The organism is Rhodoferax sp. OV413 (assembly GCF_900104385.1).
Taxonomy (GTDB): Bacteria; Pseudomonadota; Gammaproteobacteria; order Burkholderiales; family Burkholderiaceae_C; genus Rhodoferax_B.
In genome coordinates, this window is record NZ_FNJA01000013.1 from 38,749 (window position 1) to 58,684 (window position 19,936).

At 65.7% G+C, this 19,936-nt stretch carries 19 protein-coding genes; 13 read left to right on the plus strand and 6 right to left on the minus strand.

Going from position 1 to position 19,936, the window contains the following annotated elements; all coding sequences use genetic code 11:
• Positions 1-154 precede the first annotated feature (154 nt).
• From atzF to BLT66_RS25780, 12 genes are all read left to right on the plus strand, one after another.
• Positions 155-1,873: an allophanate hydrolase gene (gene atzF, locus BLT66_RS25725; RefSeq protein WP_092762718.1), complete on the plus strand. Its 1,719-nt coding sequence runs from the start codon at positions 155-157 to the stop codon at positions 1,871-1,873.
• A gap of 22 nt (positions 1,874-1,895) precedes the next feature.
• On the plus strand, positions 1,896-2,105 hold the full coding sequence (locus BLT66_RS26905; RefSeq protein ID WP_176955171.1) for an AtzG-like protein: 210 nt from the start codon (positions 1,896-1,898) through the stop codon (positions 2,103-2,105).
• A complete protein-coding gene (locus BLT66_RS25735; protein WP_092762720.1) occupies positions 2,102-3,523 on the plus strand; it encodes an AtzE family amidohydrolase in 1,422 nt (473 codons plus the stop codon). The genes BLT66_RS26905 and BLT66_RS25735 overlap by 4 nt, the downstream gene beginning before the upstream one ends.
• 9 nt (positions 3,524-3,532) lie before the next feature.
• Entirely contained in the window at positions 3,533-3,910 is a 378-nt protein-coding gene (gene hpxZ, locus BLT66_RS25740; RefSeq protein WP_092762722.1) for an oxalurate catabolism protein HpxZ, read from the plus strand.
• A gap of 16 nt (positions 3,911-3,926) precedes the next feature.
• Complete coding sequence (locus BLT66_RS25745; RefSeq protein ID WP_092762724.1) at positions 3,927-5,045, plus strand: cyanuric acid amidohydrolase; 1,119 nt, start codon at positions 3,927-3,929, stop codon at positions 5,043-5,045.
• 102 nt (positions 5,046-5,147) lie between these two features.
• Positions 5,148-6,263: a BMP family ABC transporter substrate-binding protein gene (locus tag BLT66_RS25750; RefSeq protein ID WP_092762726.1), complete on the plus strand. Its 1,116-nt coding sequence runs from the start codon at positions 5,148-5,150 to the stop codon at positions 6,261-6,263.
• Between the two features lie 21 nt (positions 6,264-6,284).
• Positions 6,285-7,355 carry an ABC transporter permease gene (locus BLT66_RS25755; protein WP_092762728.1) on the plus strand — a complete coding sequence of 357 codons (1,071 nt, stop codon included), beginning with the start codon at positions 6,285-6,287 and terminating at the stop codon, positions 7,353-7,355.
• On the plus strand, positions 7,352-8,272 hold the full coding sequence (locus tag BLT66_RS25760) for an ABC transporter permease (RefSeq protein ID WP_092762730.1): 921 nt from the start codon (positions 7,352-7,354) through the stop codon (positions 8,270-8,272). The genes BLT66_RS25755 and BLT66_RS25760 overlap by 4 nt, the downstream gene beginning before the upstream one ends.
• 5 nt (positions 8,273-8,277) lie before the next feature.
• On the plus strand, positions 8,278-8,961 hold the full coding sequence (locus BLT66_RS25765) for a biuret amidohydrolase (protein WP_092762732.1): 684 nt from the start codon (positions 8,278-8,280) through the stop codon (positions 8,959-8,961).
• 13 nt (positions 8,962-8,974) lie between these two features.
• Positions 8,975-10,588: an ABC transporter ATP-binding protein gene (locus BLT66_RS25770; protein ID WP_092762734.1), complete on the plus strand. Its 1,614-nt coding sequence runs from the start codon at positions 8,975-8,977 to the stop codon at positions 10,586-10,588.
• On the plus strand, positions 10,585-11,256 hold the full coding sequence (locus BLT66_RS25775) for a cysteine hydrolase family protein (RefSeq protein ID WP_176955172.1): 672 nt from the start codon (positions 10,585-10,587) through the stop codon (positions 11,254-11,256). Before BLT66_RS25770 ends, BLT66_RS25775 begins: the two co-directional genes overlap by 4 nt.
• A 42-nt stretch (positions 11,257-11,298) precedes the next feature.
• Positions 11,299-12,042 carry a GntR family transcriptional regulator gene (locus BLT66_RS25780; protein ID WP_255407093.1) on the plus strand — a complete coding sequence of 248 codons (744 nt, stop codon included), beginning with the start codon at positions 11,299-11,301 and terminating at the stop codon, positions 12,040-12,042.
• On the opposite strand, the gene BLT66_RS25785 is transcribed toward BLT66_RS25780, so the two are convergent.
• Positions 12,039-13,727, minus strand: coding sequence for an AMP-binding protein (locus tag BLT66_RS25785; protein ID WP_092762738.1), 1,689 nt, complete (start codon positions 13,725-13,727; stop codon positions 12,039-12,041). The two genes, BLT66_RS25780 and BLT66_RS25785, sit on opposite strands and share 4 nt — an antisense overlap.
• A gap of 143 nt (positions 13,728-13,870) precedes the next feature.
• Here BLT66_RS25785 and BLT66_RS25790 point away from each other — a divergent pair, with 143 nt between their 5' ends.
• Positions 13,871-14,089: a SlyX family protein gene (locus tag BLT66_RS25790; protein WP_092762740.1), complete on the plus strand. Its 219-nt coding sequence runs from the start codon at positions 13,871-13,873 to the stop codon at positions 14,087-14,089.
• A 112-nt stretch (positions 14,090-14,201) separates the two neighbouring features.
• Here the strand turns inward: BLT66_RS25790 and BLT66_RS25795 are convergent, their stop codons facing one another.
• From BLT66_RS25795 to BLT66_RS25815, 5 genes are read right to left on the minus strand one after another with little or no spacing between them, the layout of a single operon-like run.
• Positions 14,202-15,311 carry an ABC transporter substrate-binding protein gene (locus tag BLT66_RS25795; RefSeq protein ID WP_092762742.1) on the minus strand — a complete coding sequence of 370 codons (1,110 nt, stop codon included), beginning with the start codon at positions 15,309-15,311 and terminating at the stop codon, positions 14,202-14,204.
• 19 nt (positions 15,312-15,330) lie between these two features.
• A complete protein-coding gene (locus BLT66_RS25800) occupies positions 15,331-16,440 on the minus strand; it encodes an ABC transporter permease (RefSeq protein ID WP_092762744.1) in 1,110 nt (369 codons plus the stop codon).
• Positions 16,437-17,963 (minus strand): sugar ABC transporter ATP-binding protein, encoded by a 1,527-nt coding sequence (locus tag BLT66_RS25805; RefSeq protein WP_092762746.1) that lies wholly within the window; start codon positions 17,961-17,963, stop codon positions 16,437-16,439. The genes BLT66_RS25800 and BLT66_RS25805 overlap by 4 nt, the downstream gene beginning before the upstream one ends.
• On the minus strand, positions 17,960-18,889 hold the full coding sequence (locus tag BLT66_RS25810; RefSeq protein WP_092762748.1) for a YncE family protein: 930 nt from the start codon (positions 18,887-18,889) through the stop codon (positions 17,960-17,962). The genes BLT66_RS25805 and BLT66_RS25810 overlap by 4 nt, the downstream gene beginning before the upstream one ends.
• A 5-nt stretch (positions 18,890-18,894) precedes the next feature.
• Positions 18,895-19,809 carry an SMP-30/gluconolactonase/LRE family protein gene (locus BLT66_RS25815; RefSeq protein WP_092762750.1) on the minus strand — a complete coding sequence of 305 codons (915 nt, stop codon included), beginning with the start codon at positions 19,807-19,809 and terminating at the stop codon, positions 18,895-18,897.
• Positions 19,810-19,936 lie beyond the last annotated feature (127 nt).

Here is a 19,936-nt window from a genome sequence, read left to right on the forward strand (position 1 = left end):
CACACCCCTCAGACTTTGCCCTTATTCGCGTTGCGGGCCACGATGCGACCCAGAACACACAGCGCTTGAGGCGCTCGGCCCGATGCCCATTGTGATCGTTCAAACTGGCACAGTGTTTGCATCTCATCTTGGATACAAGTTGGGATGCTTAAAAATGGTGCGAACCGAAATCCTGGAAGCTGGTGAAACCTTAGGCCCTCCTGCCGGCCATGCGGCTACGGCCTGGCTGTCGCGGTGCGATCCGCCCTTGGCGGGCATGCCGGAGGGCGCTTTGTCGGGCCTCCGGTTTGCGGTGAAAGACAACCTGGACGTACAGGGCCTGCCCACCACGGCGGCCTGTCCGGCCTTTGCCTACGCGCCTACAGCCCACGCCGCTGTGGTGCAAAAGCTGCTCAAGGCTGGTGCGTCGCTACAGGGCAAGACCAATCTGGACCAGTTTGCGTGCGGCTTGAACGGCACCCGGTCCCCGTATGGCGCGGTGCCGAATGCCTTTGATCCAGCCTATGTGTCCGGCGGCTCCAGCTCCGGCTCGGCCTATGTGGTGGCCACGGGGCAGGTGGATTTCGCTCTGGGTACCGACACTGCTGGCTCGGGCCGGGTGCCGGCTGGGCTGAACAATATTGTTGGCATCAAGCCGTCCAAGGGCTTGATCAGCACGCGCGGACTGGTGCCGGCCGCGCAGAGCGTCGATTGCGTGTCCATCTTTGCCCGCACTGTGGCCACCGCCGCCAGCGTGCTGCAAGCCGCTATCGGCTACGACCCGCTGGACCCGTATTCGCGCGCGCTGAACCTCGCAAGCCAGGCTTTGCCGGCGCAGTTCCGCTTTGGTGTGCCGTCTGAGTTGGCATTCTTCGGTGACAGTCTGGCCGAGGCGGCCTTCCAGCAAGCCATCCAGCGGCTGCGCGATATGGGCGGCACGCCCGTTGCCATTGACTACGCCCCGCTGGCCGGCGCTGCGGCGCTGCTGTACGACAGCGCGCTGGTGACAGAGCGTTACGCCGCGGTGCGCAGCTTCTTTGATGCGCATGCCGACCAGGTGGTCGAGCCCGTGCGCAGCATTCTGGCGGCCGGCCGAGGCTATAGCGCGGCCGATGTGTACGAGGCCCAGGTCAAGCTGCGCGCCTACGGCCAGCAGGCCGCTGCCATGTGGAGTGGCATCGACCTGCTGCTGGTGCCCACCGCGCCCACCCACTACACGATTGCGGCCATGCAGGCCGACCCGGTGGTGCTGAACCGCAATCTGGGTGCGTACACCAATTTTGTGAATTTGCTGGACTACGCGGCTATCTCCGTGCCCAGCAGCATCCGGCCCGACGGCTTGCCGTTTGGCATCACCTTGATTGGACCCTGTGGCAGCGACTGGCAGCTGGCCGAGTTGGGCCAGCGCTACCACCATGCGACGGGCCTGCTGCAAGGCGCGCTGGATCTGCCTTTGCCTGCGCCGCAACCCGTGCCGGGCCTGCTCCCCGCGGTGGTGGTGCGCGTGGCCGTGGTCGGCGCCCACCTGTCCGGCATGCCGCTGAACGGCCAGTTGACCGAACGCCAGGCCACCTTGGTCGCCAGCACCACTACTGCATCGGACTACCAGCTGTACGCCTTGCCCGGCACCGTGCCGCCCAAGCCCGGCCTGCTGCGCGTCGCCCCCGGCGCGGGCACGCAGATTGCGGTCGAGGTGTGGGAGATGCCGCTGGCGCACTACGGTTCGTTCGTTGCGCTCATTCCTGCGCCATTGGGTATCGGCAGCTTGACCCTGTCCGATGGCAGCACGGTGCAGGGCTTTATCTGCGAGCCGCAGGCTTTGCACGGGGCTACGGACATCTCGCATTTCGGCGGGTGGCGTGCGTACATGGCCGGTGGCAGCCATGCCGGGTGATTTTTCAGCGAAAGGCGCGGTGATGACGGAGCAGCAAATGGAAACCTATGTCGATGCGGCCGCCACCGCGCTGGGCCTGGCGCTGGGCGATGCGCGCCCTGGCGTGCTGCGCTATTTCGCGCTGGCTGCGGGCATGGCCGAGCTGGTGCAGGCCGTGCCCTTGACGGTGCAGGACGAGTCGCCCATGGCCTTCATCCCCGTTTCGCCAGTTGTGCCCGGAGACGCGCCATGACGCCCACTAAGGCATGGTGGCAGCAGGACGCAACCCGCATGGCCTATGCCGTGGCAGCCCGCGAAGTAACGGCTACGCAGCTGGTACAAGCCTGCCTAAACCGGATTGCGGCCACCGACCGGCGCGTCAACGCCTTCACCGATCTGGTCCAGGAGCGAGCCCTGCAGCGTGCGGCGCAGATCGATGCGGGCCTGGCCGACGGTACCCAGGCCGCATTGCCCTTGCTGGGCGTGCCCTTCGCCGTGAAGAACCTGTTTGACATCGCCGGCCTGCGCACCCTGGCCGGCTCGAAGATCGAGCGCGATAGCGTGCCGGCCACTCAAGACGGCCTGCTGGTGCGGCGCATGGAGGCGGCTGGCGCCATCCTGGTCGGCGCGCTCAACATGGACGAATACGCCTACGGCTTCACCACCGAGAACAGCCACGAAGGCGCTTGCCACAATCCGCACAACCTGGACCTTACGGCCGGCGGCTCCTCGGGCGGAAGTGCTGCCGCTGTGGCAGCTGGCCAGGTGCCTTTGACCCTGGGCTCGGACACCAATGGCTCGATCCGCGTGCCGTCCTCGCTGTGCGGCATTTTTGGCCTGAAGCCTACGTTCGGGCGCTTGCCGCGCACCGGCAGCTTTCCGTTCGTCACCAGCCTGGACCACCTGGGGCCGTTCGCGCGCAGCGTGCGCGACCTCGCACTGGCTTATGACGCGATGCAGGGTTTTGAAGAAAAAGGGCTGCACCGGGATGCAGGATGTGCGCAGCGCGCTACAGAATTTGTAGTGACTGATGTGAACTTGGGCATCCAGGGTCTGCGCATTGGCGTGCTGGGCGGCTATTTCCACGACAACGCCTTGCCCGAGGCCCGCACCGCCGTGGCCAAGGTCGCCCAAGCCTTGGGTGCGCGCGATACGGTCGAGCTGCCTCTCGTCGAAGCCGGCCGCGCCGCGGCTTTTCTGATCACTAATTCAGAGGGCGCGGCCCTGCACCTGGACAACCTGCGCCAGCGGCCTGGCGACTTTGAACCCCTGTCGCGCGACCGCTTTCTGGCCGGCGCGCTGATCCCTGCGGCCTGGGTGGCACGGGCCCAACGGGTGCGCGCCCGGTATGCACGGGCCGCCGCCCAGGTGTTTGAAAAGTACGACCTGCTGCTGGCGCCCGCTACGCCGTGCGCCGCCACGCCCTTGGGCGCAGACCGTTTGAACCTGAATGGCCGCGACCTGCCGTTGCGCCCGAATATGGGTGTGCTGACGCAGCCGATTTCCTGCATCGGCCTGCCGGTCTGCGCGGTGCCGGTGTGGGGCGCGCACCCGGTCTTGCCAATAGGCGTGCAGGTGATTGCTGCGCCCTGGCGCGAAGACCTGGTGCTGCGCGCCGCCGCGGCGTTGGAGGCGGCTGGCGTGTGCCGCGCTCCGGTAGCCAAACTTTGAGGGACCACGATGGACCACGCTATCAATTTGCCCGGAGTGCTGGCCGAGGTGCAGGCCGTGTTCGACCGCTACGAAGATGCCTTGGTGAACAACCGCGTCGAGGTGCTGGACGAACTGTTTTGGCGCAGCCCGCACACCCTGCGCTACGGCGCGACCGAGAACCTCTATGGTTTCGATGCGATCCAGGCCTTCCGCGCTGGGCGCCCGGCCCAAGGCCTGCAGCGCCAGCTGCTGAAGACGGTGATCACCACCTATGGGCAAGACTTCGCTACAGCCAACGTGGAGTTCCAACGCGACGGCAGCAGCCAGACCGGCCGCCAGAGCCAGACCTGGCTGCGCACACCCGAGGGCTGGCGCGTGGTGGCGGCCCACGTCAGCTTGTTGTGATGCCGGTGGTGCGCGCATGAACCCCAAGGTCCAACACGTGGAGGTGCACCGGGTGCTGTGCAGCGGCCCTGGGGATCTGTCGGGTGTGCAGGCCTTGATCACCAGCGGCAGTCTGCACCCAGCGGACATCGTAGCCGTGATGGGCAAGACCGAGGGCAATGGCTGTGTGAATGACTTCACCCGCGACTTCGCCGCCACCAGCTGGTGCCATTTCCTCGGCCCGCATCTGGCTTGCACGCCCGCCGAAGTGGGGCAGCGCGTGGCCCTGGTCATGTCGGGCGGCACCGAAGGGGTGCTGTCGCCGCACTGGACGGTCTTCTCGCGCCGCTGGGTCGATGCGGTGCCGGCCCAAGGCAAGCGCTTGGTGGTGGGTGTCGCCCATACGCGCGACTTCCTGCCCGAGGAGATAGGCCGTGCCGCCCAGATCGCGTGCACGGCCACGGCGGTGCGGCAGGCCATGCAGGACGCCGGCATATACGACGCGGCCGACGTGCATTTTGTGCAGATCAAATGCCCGTTGCTGACCTCGGCCAAGGTCAATGCCGCCTTGCAGCGCGGCGCCCAGACGGTCACGCAGGACAGCTACGAGTCCATGGCGTACTCGCGTGGCGCTTCGGCCCTGGCCGTGGCCGTGGCATTGGGTGAAGTGCCACCGCAGGCTGATGCCGCAGCCGCGCTGCTGAATGATTGGTCGCTGTATTCAGCCCGAGCCTCCGCCTCGGCAGGTATCGAGCTGGAGGGCAATGTGGTGATCGTGCTGGGCGAGGCCGAAGGCGCACTGTCGCCCTACCGCATCGCCCACACGGTGATGCGCGATGCGGTGGATGCCGCCAGCGTGCGCCAACTGCTGCGCAGCGCCTTCGGCATGGAGGGTGATGGTGCATCGGCCTTGCCCGGCCTGGTGAATCTGCTGGCCAAGGCCGAGGCTAGCCCGGATGGCCTGGTGCGCGGCCTGCGCCACACCATGTTGAACGACTCCGACATCAATGCCACACGCCATGCCCGCGCCGCCGTGGGCGCGGTGCTGGCATCGCTGGTGGGCAGCACCGCGCTGTATGTGTCTGGCGGGGCCGAGCACCAGGGGCCTGCTGGCGGTGGGCCGGTGGCGGCCATCGTGCGGGTGGGTGGGGCTTGAGCATGGCTGAATCCGCAGGCATGCATTTTGCGTCCCATCTTGTATCCAAGTTGGAATATCGTCTTACGCACTATTTTGGTAACCACTCTTCTGGAGAAACGTATGAGCTCTGACAGCCTGAATCGCCGCAAGTCCCTCCAAACGCTGGCCGCCCTGACGGCTGCGGGCACCCTGGGTAGCTGGGCGCCACGTGCACTGGCCCAAAAGCCGCTCACCGTGGGCGTGATCTACGTCGGCCCGCGCGACGACTACGGCTACAACCAAGCGCATGCGCAAACCGCGGCCGAAATCAAGAAGCTGCCCGGTGTGAAGGTGGTGGAAGAAGAGAACGTACCCGAGACCTCGGCCGTGCAAAAAACCATGACCGGGATGATTGCCCAGGATGGTGCGAGCCTGCTGTTCCCTACCTCGTTCGGTTACTTCGACCCGCACATCCTGGCACTGGCGCCCAAGTACCCCGATGTGCGCTTCTCGCATTGCGGCGGTATGTGGACCGAAAAGAACCCCAAGAACGTGGGCAGCTTCTTCGGCTACATCGACGAATGCCAGTTCCTGAACGGCGTGATCGCCGGCCATATGAGCAAGAGCGGCAAGATCGCCTTCGTGGCGGCCAAACCGATTCCGCAGGTGCTGCGCAACATCAACGCCTTTACGCTGGGGGCACGCTCCGTCAAGCCCGGCATCACCTGCAGCGTGATCTTCACCGGCGATTGGTCGATGGCGGTGAAAGAAGCCGAGGCCACCAACAGCCTGGCCGACCAGGGCTGCGACGTGTTCACCATGCATGTGGACGGCCCCAAGGTGATCGTCGAGACCGCCGCCAAGCGCGGCAAGATGGTCTGCGGCTACCACGCCAGCCAGGCCAAGCTGGCACCCAATGCCTACCTCACCGGCGCCGAATGGAACTGGTTCACCGCCTACAAAACCGCCATCGACGCGGCCCAGGCGGGAAAGCCGCACCCCAACTTCCTGCGCGGCGGTCTGAAAGAGGGCTACGTGAAGATGTCGCCCTACGGCAGCATGGTTACCGACGCGGCGAAGAAGCAGGCCGATGGCATCAAGGCGCAGATGGTGGCTGGCAGCTTCGACATCTTCAAAGGCCCGCTGAAGGACAACAAGGGCGCTACCGTGATTGCGGCCGGCAAGGTGCTCAAGCAGACCGATCCGGTTTTGGAAGGAATGAACTACCTGGTGGAAGGCGTGCAAGGCAGTTTCTAAACCCCGCCCACAGGAGCTCGCATGCACTCCACTGCCAAAGACATCCTGCTGCCGGTCACGGCGATCCTGCTGGCGCTGCTGCTGTTCGGCGTCTTCGTCTGGTTCGCGGGCGTCAACCCGGTGGACATGTGGTTGACGCTGTTCAAGGGCGCGTTCGGCGACTGGTTCTCCTGGCAGAACACGCTGCAGCGCTCGGCGCCGCTGATGCTCACCGCCCTGTGCGTGGCGCTGCCGGCGCGCGCTGGCCTGATCATCATCGGAGGCGAGGGGGCTTTGGTGTTGGGCGGCCTGGCCTGTGCCGCGGTGGGCACGCTGCTACCGCTGCCGGCGAATCTGCTGGGCACCGTGATCGCCTGCGCCGCTGGCGCCTTGGCCGGGGCGCTGTGGATCATGCTGGCGGGCTGGCTGCGCCAGGCGCGCGGTATCAATGAGACCATCAGCAGCCTCTTGCTGGCCTATGTGGCGATCGGCATCTTCAAGCACCTGGTCGAGGGCGCGCTGCGCGACCCGGCCAGCCTGAACAAGCCGGCCACGCACAGCCTGGCCGAGGGCTTGCTGATCACCGGCATTGCCGGTTCGGACGTGCACTGGGGGCTGGTGCTGGGTGTGCTGGCCTGCGTGGCGCTGGGGCTGTGGCTGCGCTGGACGGCCTCCGGCTTTTCGATTCGTGTGGTTGGCGGCAACCCGCGGGCCGCGCAACTGGTGGGCTTGCCTGCCACGCAACTGATCTTGACGGCCTGCGCCCTCGGTGGCGCCAGTGCCGGCCTGGCCGGCGCGGTGGAAGTGGCCGCCGTGCACACCAATGCGAATGCCGCGCTGATCGCCGGCTATGGCTATGCCGGCATCCTGGTGTCCTTCATCGCCCGGCATAACCCGGTCGCCATCGTGCCGGTGGCCATTTTGTTCGGCGGCTTTGGTGCGGCGGGCAGCCTGCTGCAGCGTCGCCTCGGTTTGCCCGATGCGTCCGTGATGGTGTTGCAGGGCATTGCCTTCGTGCTGATCCTGGCCAGCGAAGCGCTGCGCGATGTGGACTGGAAGCTGCTGTTTTCCAAGATGCGTAAACCGGCGATTGCTGGCGTGGAGGCAACATGACCGCTGACCAATGGGTGGCGTTATTCGCTGGGATTGTGGGGGGCGCTTTACGCGTTGGAACGCCCTTCCTATTCGTCAGCCTCGGTGAGTGTTTGACAGAAAAATCTGGCCGTATCAACCTGGGTCTGGAAGGCGTTCTCGTGCTGTCGGCCATGAGCGCCTTCGGCGGCGCCTACCTCACCGGATCACCCTGGCTGGGCGTGCTGGCCGGTGCCTGCGCCGGGGCCTTGCTGGCCGCCTTGCACGGCGTGCTGTGCTCACTGCCGCGGGTGAACGACGTGGCCACCGGCATCGCGCTGATGCTGCTCGGCACCGGCCTGGCGTTCTACCTGGGCAAGCCGCTGATCCAGCCGCAGGCCCCGCAGATTCCGGCCATTCCCCTCGGCGGCTGGAGCGGCTCCAGCGTGTTGCAGTCGGCCTTGCAGATCAATGCGCTGCTGCCCATCGGCATCGCGCTGGCGGTGGGGCTGTGGTGGGCTTTCGCCCGCACCCGTTGGGGGCTGCTGGTGCGACTGGCGGGCGACTCGGCGAATGCCACGCGGGCGCTGGGCTATTCGGTGTCCGGCATCCGCATTGCGGCCACGGCCGCCGGCGGATTCATGGCGGGTTTGGGCGGTGCGTCGCTGACCCTGTTCTACCCCGGCAGCTGGAACGAAGGTATCTCCAGCGGCCAAGGCCTGATCGCGGTGGCTCTGGTGATTTTTGCGCGCTGGAGCCCGCTGCGTTGCGTGGGTGCCGCCATGCTGTTCGGCGGTGCCGGCGCCATCGGTCCGGCGATGCAGTCGGTCGGCATAGGCTGGGGCTACCACCTGTTCAATACCGTGCCCTATGTGCTGACTTTGGTGATTCTGGTTTTCACCTGCAAGCCCGGCAGCGTGGCTGTCGGCAGCCCGGGCGAGCTGTCTTCTACAAGGTAAATCTTATGGCCTATGTTGCTGCGAATCCCTACGCCTGGCCCTACAACGGCCAGCTGCGCCCCGACAACACGGCGCTGATCGTCATCGACATGCAAACCGACTTCTGCGGCGTCGGCGGCTATGTGGATGTGATGGGCTACGACATCAGCCTGACCCGCGCGCCGATTGCGCCGATAGCCTATGTGCTGGCGCGGCTGCGCCCCTTGGGCTACCACATCATCCATACCCGTGAAGGTCATAGACCCGACCTCTCAGACCTGCCGGCCAACAAACGCTGGCGTTCGCGGCAGATCGGCGCTGATGGCGTCGGCATTGGCGACGTCGGCCCCTGCGGGCGCATCCTGGTGCGCGGCGAGCCGGGCTGGGAAATCATTCCCGAGCTGGTGCCGTTCCCGGGCGAGGTCATCATCGACAAGCCCGGCAAGGGCTCGTTCTACGCCACAGACCTGGACATGGTGCTGCGCCAGCGCGGCGTGCAAAACATCATCCTGGCCGGCATCACCACCGATGTCTGCGTGCACACCACCATGCGCGATGCCAACGACCGCGGCTACGAATGCCTGCTGCTGTCCGACTGCACCGCGGCCACCGACCCGGCGAACCACCAGGCGGCGCTGAATATGGTGACCATGCAGGGCGGCGTCTTCGGTGCGCACGCGCCATCGGGCGCGCTGCTCGACGTTGTCTAACCCAAGGAATGCCATGGCCCCAGACTCCACCCCCATTGGCGCGCTTCCCGCAGGCACCGGCGCGCTGGCGCTGGAAACCTATCTGCTGACCAAGCGCTTCGGCAGCTTCACCGCGATGGACAGTGTCTCGATGCGCGTGGAGCCCGGCACCGTGCATGCCTTGCTGGGCGAGAACGGCGCCGGCAAGAGCACGCTGGTCAAGTGCGTGGCCGGCTTCCAGCGCGCGGAGGAGGGCAGCATCATGCTCGACGGACGCGAGCAGCTGATCGCCAACCCCATCGTCGCGCGCACCCTGGGCATCGGCATGGTCTACCAGCACTTCACCCTGGCGCCGGGCATGACGGTGGCCGAGAACCTGCTGCTGGCCGGCGGCACCCTGCCGGCGGTGATCGACTGGACGGCTAAGCGCGCCGAGCTGAAAGCCTTCCTGGCCACCACGCCATTCAGCCTGGACCTGGACGCACGCCCGGCCGAGCTGGCCGCCGGTGAAAAGCAGAAGCTGGAGTTGCTGAAGCAGCTGTACCTGAAGCCGCGCCTGCTGATCCTGGACGAACCTACTTCGGTGCTGACGCCGCAAGAGGCCGACGAGGTACTGGGCCATGTGCGCGCCTTCGCCCAGAGCGGTCAGTGCAGCGTGCTGATCATCACCCACAAGTTCCGCGAGGTACTGGCCTATGCCGATGGCGTGACGGTGCTGCGCCGCGGCAAGGCGGTGCACCACGGCCGCGTCGCCGGCACCGCGCCGCAGCGGCTGACGCAAACCCTGGCGCAGGCGATGATGGGCGAAAGTTTAGAGCCGAATAGTGCTCTGGCGCAGGAAGCACCTGCGCAACGTGCTACACAAAGTGCAGCAAACGACGGCCCCATCGCTTTGCAGGTAGACGGCCTGAAAGCCCAGGGCGACCGCGGCACCCTGGCGCTGCACGGCCTGAGCTTGGCGGTGCGCAAGGGCGAGGTGCTGGGCGTGGCCGGGGTTTCGGGCAACGGCCAGCGCGAGCTGGTCGAGGCGCTGGTGGGCCAGCGGGCACGCCTGGGCGGCCGGGTGCAGGTGATGGGCGAAGACTACGCGGCGCGGCGCGCAGACAACCACCGCCTGAAGGTGCGCAGCCTGCCGGAAGAGCCGCTGCGCAACGCCTGCGTCGGCGATCTGTCGGTAGCCGAGAACATGGCGCTGCGCGACTTTGACCAGCCGCCGTTGAACGTCGGCGGGCTGCTGCGCTTTTCCACCTGGCGCAACCGGGCACGCGACTGGATCAAGGAATACGGCGTGAAGACGCAGGGCGAGGGCGCGCCGATACGCAGCCTGTCCGGCGGCAATGTGCAGCGCGCGGTGTTGGCGCGCGAGCTGGCCGGCGACATCAATGTGCTGATCGCCGCCAACCCGGTGTTCGGCCTGGACTTTGCCGCCGTGGCCGAAATCCACAGCCGCATCCTCGGCGTGCGGGATCGCGGCGGCGCGGTGCTGCTGATCAGCGAAGACCTGGACGAACTGCTGGAGTTGGCCGACCGCATCGTGGTGATGAGCGAAGGCCGCATCGTGTTTGAAACCCCCGCCGCCACCGCCGAGCGCCACGTACTCGGTGCCCACATGGGCGGTGGGCATGACGACCACAAGGAGGCCGCATGAGCCTGAATATCTCCGCGCTGCCGTTCGACTACCCGCTGGATGTGGCCCGTGCCGCCCTGGTCATCATCGACATGCAGCGCGACTTCATCGAACCCGGCGGCTTTGGCGAGACCCTGGGCAACAACGTGGCCTTGCTGGAGGCCATCGTGCCGGCCAGCCAGGCGATGCTGGCGGCCTGGCGCCAGGCCGGTGGCCTGGTGGTGCACACCCGTGAGGCGCACAAGCCGGATCTGTCCGACTGCCCGCCGGCTAAGCTGAACCGCGGCAACCCGGCGCTGCGCATCGGCGATGTAGGGAATATGGGCCGCATCCTGATCGCGGGCGAACCGGGCAACCAGATCATCGATGCACTGGCGCCGGTGGATGGCGAGATCGTCATCGACAAGCCCGGCAAGGGCGCGTTTTACGCCACCGGCTTGCACGAGATGCTGCAAGAGCACGGCATCCAGCAGCTGTTGTTTATGGGAGTGACCACCGAGGTCTGCGTGCAGACCAGCATGCGCGAGGCCAATGACCGCGGCTACGACGGTCTGCTGCTGGAGGACTGCACCGAGAGCTACTTTCCGCAGTTCAAGGCCGCCACGCTGGAGATGGTGCGGGCCCAGGGCGGCATCGTTGGATGGACGGCGCCGTCCACGGTGGTGCTGCAGGCATTGGCCTCGCTGTGAGCCCGCTGCATTGCAGCTGCTAAAGTTTGCCCTGTGCACTCCTTGACCCCATCCCCCATATCCCCTGTAGAACCCGCCGTATACCGCTCGCGCGCCGAAGAGGTGTACGCCCAGCTGAAGCGCGACGTTGCCGAGTTCAAGCTCGTGCCCGGCGACCGCTTTACCGAAAACGAGATCAGCGAGCGCCTGGGCGTGTCGCGCACCCCCGTGCGCCAGGCGCTGACCCGGCTGCAGCAAGAGGGCTATGTGGAGGTGCTGTTCCGCAGCGGCTGGCGTGTGCTGCCGTTCGACTTTGACCAGTTCGAGCAGCTGTACGACCTGCGCATGGTGCTGGAAACCACCGCCGCCCACCGCCTATGCGAATGTGGCGCGGGTGCGGCAGCGCCGCATATCCAGATCGACCACCGCTTGCTCGACGAGCTGCTCGCCATTTGGTTGGTGCCTGTGGCCCAGCGCAGCACCGACACCTTGCAGGTTGCGCAGTGGGACGAGGAATTCCATTGCGCCCTGGTGCGGGCTGCCGGCAATACCGAGATGGCCCGCGTGCACAGCGACGTCACCGAGCGCATCCGCATCATCCGCCGGCTGGATTTCACCAAGCAGGCGCGCATCACCGCCACCTACGACGAGCACGCGAAGATTCTGAAAGCCATCCGCAGCCGGCGCGGTGACCAGGCGGCGATGCTGCTGCGTGCCCACATCCAGGCCAGCCAGGCCGAGGTGCGCAAGATCACGCTGCACCAGGTGCACGTGGCCCGGCAGGTGGGCCAAAGCCCGGCGACCTAAGTCGTCGGCGAACGCAACTCGCGGCGCAGGATCTTGCCCACGTTGGACTTGGGCAGCTCTTTGCGGAACTCTATGGACTTGGGTAGCTTGTAGCCGGTGAGCTGCTGTTTGCAGAACAGCATCACATCGGCCTCGGTGAGGGCCGGGTCGCGCTTGACCACAAACACCTTGATGGCCTCGCCCTGTTTTTCGTCGGGCACGCCGATGGCCGCGCATTCGACTACGCCGGGGCAAAGCGAAATCACGTTTTCCAGCTCGTTCGGGAACACGTTGAAGCCGCTGACCAGGATCATGTCCTTCTTGCGGTCGACGATGCGGGTGTAGCCGCGCTCGTCCATCATGCCGATGTCGCCGGTGCGCAGATAGCCGTCGGCGGTGAACGAGCGGGCGGTTTCCTCCGGCTGGTTGTAGTAGCCCACGGTGACGTTCGGGCCTTTGATGCAGATCTCGCCGGCTGCTCCCAGGGGCAGGTCGGTGCCGTCGTCGTCCTTGATCGCCAGAGTTATGCTGGGCAGGGGCAGGCCGATGGTGCCGCTGAAGGTCTTGGCCAGTACCGGGTTGTTGGTGCCGATGGCACAGGTTTCGCTCATGCCCCAACCTTCGACCATGGGGCAACCGGTGGCTTCCAGCCAGCGCTGGGCCGTGCCCTCCGAGGCCGCCATGCCGCCGGCCTGCGACACGTAGAGCTGCGAGAAATCGATGGTCTTGAAGTCCGGCTGCAGCAGCAGGGCGTTGAACAAGGTGTTGACCGCCGGCAGCAGATGGAAGGGGCGCTTTTTGAGCGTAGCGATGAACTTGCTGAAGTCGCGCGGATTCGGGATCAGCGTCATGTGCGAGCCCAGGCGTATGCCCATCAGGCACAGGGTCAGCGCGAAGATGTGGTACAGCGGCAGGGCGGCAATGCAGTTGACCTTGTGCGGATCGCCGACCCGCGCCAGCGCCGGCTTGAACCAGGCTTCGGCCTGCAGCACGGCGGCCACGATGTTGCGGTGCGTGAGGATCGCGCCCTTGGACAGGCCGGTGGTGCCGCCGGTGTACTGCAGAAAGGCCACCGAATCCAGCGTGCTGGCGGTGCGTTGCAACTGGCGACCGCGGCCGTCGGCCAGGGCGGCGTTGAAGTGGGTGATCTTCAGCCGGGCGCTGCCGCCCAGGTTGAAGGCGGGCACCATCTTCTTCACGTGGCGGACCATGAAGTTGACCACCGTGCCAAAGACTGCGCCCAGCAGGTCGCCCATGCTGGCCAGCACCACATGCTGGATCTGGGTGCGGTCTACCACTTCTTCCAGGGTGCGGGCAAAGTTCTCCAGGATCACGATGGCGGTGGCGCCCGAGTCCTTCAGCTGGTGCTCCAGCTCGCGCGGGGTGTACAGCGGATTCACGTTCACGCAGGTATAGCCGGCGCGCAGCACGGCGGCCATGGTGACGGCAAACTGCGGGATGTTCGGCAGCATGATGGCGACCCGGGCACCGGGAGCCAAGCCCTGGGCCTGCAGCCAGGCGCCGAGCGCGGTGGACAGCTGGTCGAGCTCGCGATAGGACATCCAGCGCTCCATGCAGACCGAGAACGGGTTGTCGGCGTGCTTGGCGAACGACTCGTCCAGCAGCTGCGTCAAGGAGCCATAGGCATTGACATCGATCTCGTGCGCTACGTCGGCGGGGTAGTTCTTCAGCCAGGGTTTGTCCATGCGGTGTCTCCGTCGGTTGTCAGTTGGGGCCATTCTGGGAGGGGAGTGTCAGCAGGTGTTACCGGGCAAGCCCCTAGGGCCAGCAGGCTGCGGTCGCTTGGGGGACATAGTTGGCAGGCTGAGACCACTGAGACAATAGGGCGATGGAACACCCGCACGACACCGACCAGCGCCTGACTGCGCTGGAGATCAAGGCCAGCTTCAGCGAAGACCTGCTGGAGCAGCTGGAACAGATCATCATCCGCCAGCAACAACAGATCGACTTGCTGCTGCGCCAAGTGGCCCGACTGGACCAGCCTTCTACCGACGGCGGCCTGGGTGCGCCGCGCAGCCTGCGCGACGAGCTGCCACCGCATTATTGAACCTACATAAGAAAAAGGCCGCAAGCGCAGGTATTGATTGCGCAAGCAGCTCTTTATTTGATAGCGAAATGCAAAAGGCGGATGCTTCGGTCCGCCTTTTGCCCGGTGCCGCTTACTTGCCCCAGATCGCCTTGTACTGGGCGCGGTAGCCGTTGTCGGGGTCGAAGATGTTCTTCGGGCCGCCGTCCTTGCCCACGTTCTCCGGCGTCACCAGATGCACCTTGGGCGAGTAGCCCGACCAGGCGACCTTGGCCATCGCGCGGTTCAGTTCGTCCACCAGCTGCCAGCCTTGCATGTTCAGTGGCTCGGGAACGGTACCGGCCTGGTAGCGCTTGGTGCGGATGCGCTGGTAGGCGGCCTCGGAGCCATCGCCGGCCGACACGGCCTTGGGCGCGCCGTCGCCCTTCTTGCCGCCGGCTTGCAGCGTCGGCCCCATGAAGTCGAAGTACAGGTCGTTGATGGCCAGCGAATGCGTCCACTTGTCGCCAAAGCGCTGCAGCAGCGAGGTGGTCAGCTGGGGCATGCGGGTCGAGCTCTCAGAAATCGGGCTGTCTTCAAAGCTCAGCACCGTGCAGCCGCCGCACTTCTTGATCACCGCTTCCATGGCGCGGGCCTTGAACAGCGCAATCGCGTACTGCGAGTCGGTGAAGATCACCACGCCGGCCTTGCCACCCGAGTCGGCCACCACCCAGGAGGCGGCGGTTTCGGATACGTCGGCGGGCAGGGTGGTCACGTTGGCAAACAGGCCTGCGGCCGGGTTGGGGCCGGGTTGCTCGCCCGAATGCCAGCCGACCAGCGGAATGCCTGCCTTGGCCGCGGCTTCGAAAGCCACCTTCTGCTCAGAGGTATCAAAGCCGCCGACCACGATACCCGCCGGCTTGAGCGCCAGCGCCTGGTTCAGCGCGGCGGTGCGGCCGCTGACCGAGCCCTGGCCGTCGATGACGCGCACCGTCCAGCCGATCACCTTGCCGGCTTCTTCCACGCCCTGCGAGGTGCCGAGGTGGCCGCCGTTCTTCAGGTCGCCAGCGACATAGACGATGGTTTTGCCCACGGCGGCTTTGGGGCCGGTGGTGGGGCCATCCCATTTGTCGGCCGGCGCGGTGGCCACGGTCACGCGCTTTTTAGCGGCGTCCAGAAAGTCGTCGGCCAGCACGTGGCCCGCTACGCCAAAGGCGGCTGCGGCCAGCACGATGGCGCGCAGTGGAAAGGAAAATTTAGCCATTTTTTTGTCTCCTGATAATTTAGTTGGAATGGACTTTGAGAGGTGCACCGTCGGGTGACGGCGCGGCGGGAGCAACCGCCATATGCAGCTCGGCAATACGGCGTTTGATGGATTGGCCACGCTTGCGCTGTGCGTAGCCGGCGATACCGATGGAGACCAGCAAGGTCAGTCCATTGAACAGCGGTTCGACGAAGAAGGCGCCGCCAAATTGCTGGATGCCGGAGATGCCTACCGCCAGAATCGCCACGCCCACCAGGCTGCCCCAGACGTTAACGCGACCGGGCCGGATGGTGGTCGAGCCCAGGAAGGCGCCGACCAGGGCTGGCAGCAAGAACTCCAGACCCACGCCGGCCTGGCCGATCTGCAGGCGCGATGCCAGCACCACACCGGCAAAGGCCGACAAGGTGCCCGAGGCGACGAAGGCGCCCATCACGCATTTCTCCAGCGCAATACCGTTCAGCACGGCCGCCTTGGGGTTGGAGCCGATCACATACAGCGCCCGGCCAATGGGGGTGTGCTCACTCACCAGCCACAGCACCACCGCAATCGCCAGCACGTAGAAGGCGGTGATGGGCAGGCCCAGGAAGTCCGATCCTGCTATGTTCAAGAAGCCATCCGGCAGCTCGCCCAGCACCTGGCGGCCACCGCTGTGCCACAGCGCGACCGCGTACAGCACGGTACCGGTGCCCAGGGTGGCGATGAAGGAGTCGATCTGCGCCTGCTCCACCAGAATGCCGTTCAGCAGGCCGAACAGCGCGCCGCACAGCAACACCACCAGCACCGCGGCCGGCCAGGGCAGGCCGAACTTGGTCTGCAGGCTGATCGCCAGGATGTGCCACAGCACGATGCCGTAGCCCACGGTCAGGTCGATCTTGCCGGTCATCATCGGGATGGTGGCGGCCAGCGCCAGGATGGCGATCACCGACTTGTCGCTGAGGATGGAGCGCAGGTTGAACAGTGTCGGAAAGCTGTCGGGCAGCAGCACTGAGAACAGCAGGATCAGGCCCAGCGTCAGCGCGGGCAGGCCGTAGACGGGAATCAGCTGGCTGATGCCGGCCAGCAAGCCTCTCTGCTGGTTGTCGAAAGATGGGTCCGGCTCTAGCGCCGTGGCTTTGATGGAACTGCTCATGGTGTGTTTGTCTCCGTTAACTTGTTTGTTGTGTTTTGCTGGCCCGATGCCGCGACCAGCAGGCCGGCTACGCTGAGAGCATCGCCGCTGAGTTCGGTGGCGACCTGGCCGTCGCGGAACACCAGGGCGCGGGTGCAGACGTTGGCCACCTCTTCGAAGTCGGTGGACACCACCAGCACGCAGACGCCGGCATTCGCCTGCTCGCGCAGGATGTCGTAGATCTGGCGCTTGGCGCCCACGTCCACGCCGGCGGTGGGCTCCTCCAAAATCAAGAGCGGCAACTGCAGGTTGATCCAGCGCGCCAGCACCACTTTTTGCTGGTTGCCGCCGCTGAGGTTCTGCACATCGGCCTGGGGCGCGGGCGGGTTCACGTCAAACTGCTTGATCAGCGCGCGGGCCTGCTTCTCCTCGGTGGTGCGACGCAAGCGGGCCAGCAGCGAGCCCAGCACCAGGGCTGGATTGGGGAACAGGTTCTCCTGCACGCTCAGGTTCGCACCCAGGTTTTCTTCCAGCCGGTCCGCCGCCACCAGGCCCACGCCCAGCGCAATCGCATGCGCGGGGTTGCGCGGCGCGATGGCCTTGCCACCTAGCAGCATGCGACCTTGCGACACCTCGGCCAGGCCGAAAAGCGCGCGGCTGATGGCCTCGTGGCCGGCGCCGCGCAGGCCGATCAGGCCCAGCACCTCGCCCTTGCGCGCATCCAGGCTCACCGGGCCTGCGTTGGCCGAATACACCTGGTCCAGCTGCAGCACCACCTCGCGGCTGCGCGCATCGGCCTTGGCCAGAGTGCCGGAAAATTTGCGGCCCACGATCAGCTCCACCAGCTCGGTATCGGTGGTCTCGGCCGTGGTGCGGGTACCGACCAGCTTGCCGTCGCGCATTACCGCGGCACGGTCGGAGATGTCCATGATCTCGTCGAGCCGGTGTGACACGTAAATCATCGCCACGCCCTGGCTTTTCAGCTGGCGCAGCAGCTCGAACATGCGCTGCACATCGGCCATCGGCAGGCTGGCCGTGGGCTCGTCCAGCACCAGCACCTTAGCCTGGGTGTCCAGTGCGCGGCCGATGGCCAGTAACGACTTCTCGGCGCGGGTCAGGGTGAAGACGCGTCGCCGCGGGTCGATGTCGCAGCCTACATGGCTTAACACGCGGGCGGCATTCACCTCGGCCTGCTTCCAGTCGATAAAGCCGCGGCGCTTGGGGAAGCCCATGCCCAGGGCCACGTTCTCGGCCACCGTCATCCATTCCACCAGGCCCAGGTCCTGGTGGATGAAGGCGATGCCTTGCTTGTCCTTGGGCCGGGCGCGCCACACGGATTCGGCCTCGCCCTGCAGCGTGATGCTGCCCACGTCTTGCGCATACACCCCGGCCAGGATCTTGATCAGCGTGGACTTGCCCGCGCCGTTCTCGCCCAGCAGCGCCAGGATCTCGCCCTGGAACAGGTCTATGGACACGCCATCCACCGCCTGGGTGCCGCCGAAGCGCTTGCCCAGGTTCTGGATGCTGACAACCGGCGCGTTCACAGGATCACCACCCGCGACACATCGGGTTCGCGCTGGGTGGCGATGAAGCGCTCGAACTTCAGCGTCTCCATGTTGAAGTAGCCCAGCTTGTCGTTGTCCTGGCTCACGAAGGCCAGCGGCTTGGTCGGGTGGTAGCTGAGTGCGATGGCACGGGCCTCCATGGGGATGTGGGCCAGCTCCTTCAGAGTGACTGGGTCCACCACGCTCAGCGAGCGCTCGCCGTAGTTGGTCACCACGATGCGGCCATCGCGGTACAGGTACAAACGGGTCGCATCGTCGCGGCTCGGTGCGGTGCGCAGCACCTGCATGGTCGCGGTGTCGATGGCGGCCAGGGTGTTGCTCCAGCGGCAGGTGACGAACAAGGTTTTTTCGTCTTCGCTCAGTGCATAGCCTTCGGGCTTGTCGCCGGGCGCGCAGGCCTGTGGGGCAAAGGTCGCGTCATAGGGTTTGATCTTGGTCACGGTGTGCGACAGCAGGTTCATCGCATACGCGGTTTGCCCGTCGCGGCTTAGCGCGAACAGGTGCGACTTGATGCCGCCGGTGGGCACGGCGCGGCGGGGTGCGGTGTCGGTGGCGGGGTGGTCCATCACCACCAGCTGGGCGCGGTCTTCGCTCAGCGCGTAGAGCCGATCTTGGTCGTCGATCTGCATGCCGTGCAGGCGGTTGAACGGCGCGATGTCGATGGTGCGCGCCAGGCGTTTTTCGGCGATGTCGATCTGGAAGATGCTGGTGCCGCCATGGCCCAGATGGCCCGAGGTCTCCACGCCGTAATGGCCTATGTAGGCATAGCGCTGCGCCGCGTCCACCACAAATTCATGCGGAAACTCAGGTAGCTGCACGCTGTGCAAGCGTGTGCCGCTATCAATATCGTAGTAACTGAAGCAGTGGCTGCATTTTTCTACCAGCAGCAGGATTTCTTTGGACATGGTTTTCAGTTTCCTCGGGTGTGGAGGGTGATGCGGTACAGCGAGGTACTGGCCGCGATGAAGAGCTGGTTGCCTTGCGGGCCACCAAAGCACAGGTTGCCAATCTTTTCCGGCACCGCAATCTTGCCCAACTGCGTGCCGTCCGGGTGGTAGACCTGCACGCTGTCTTCGCTGCTGGTGTAGATCCAGCCCTGGGTGTCCAGGCGAAAGCCATCCGACAGGCCAGGGCTGACTACGGCGAAGACACGTGGGTTGTGCAAACTGTTGTCGGCCGCCACATTGAACACGGCAATGTGGTGGTGGCCCTGGCCTGCAGGCGCCAGAGCGGCGGAGGTGTCGGACACGTACAGCAGCGATTCATCGGGCGAGAACGCCAGGCCGTTCGGTTCCTGCACCCAGGCGCTGGCGGCGGTCAGTACCCCGGTGGCCGGGTTGAAGCAGAACACATGGTTCGCGGCCTGCTCCGGCACCGCTTTGTGCCCTTCGCGGTCGCTCAGGATGCCGTAGGGCGGGTCGCTGAACCAGATCGTGCCGTCGCGCTTGACGACGATGTCGTTGGGCGAATTCAGGCGCTTGCCCTGGTAGCGGTCGACCACCATCGTGTCTGGCGTATCCGCCTGGATGCGCCTATCGCGTAGTGGCGTGCGCACAATCGCACGCTGACCGTGCGAGCAGTGCAGCAGGTCGCCATTCAGGTCCCGCGTGTGGCCGTTGGTGAACTCCACGCCATCGCGCCACACCGACATGCCGTCGGCGGCGGACCAGCGCAGCATGCGGTTGTTGGGGATGTCGCTCCACAGCACAGAGTCGTCCTCGCGCAGCCACACCGGGCCTTCGCTCCAGATGGCGCCGGTACACAGCTTTTCCAGCCGGGCGTCCTGCACCACGGGCGCGAGTCGGGGGTCGAAGATTTCGATCATGGTCAAGCCCCGCCTATGCGCCGGTATAAGCCGTTTTCACCGTAGTGAAGAACTCCTGCGCATACCGCCCCTGCTCGCGCGAACCGTAGCTGGAGCCCTTGCGCCCACCAAACGGCACGTGGTAGTC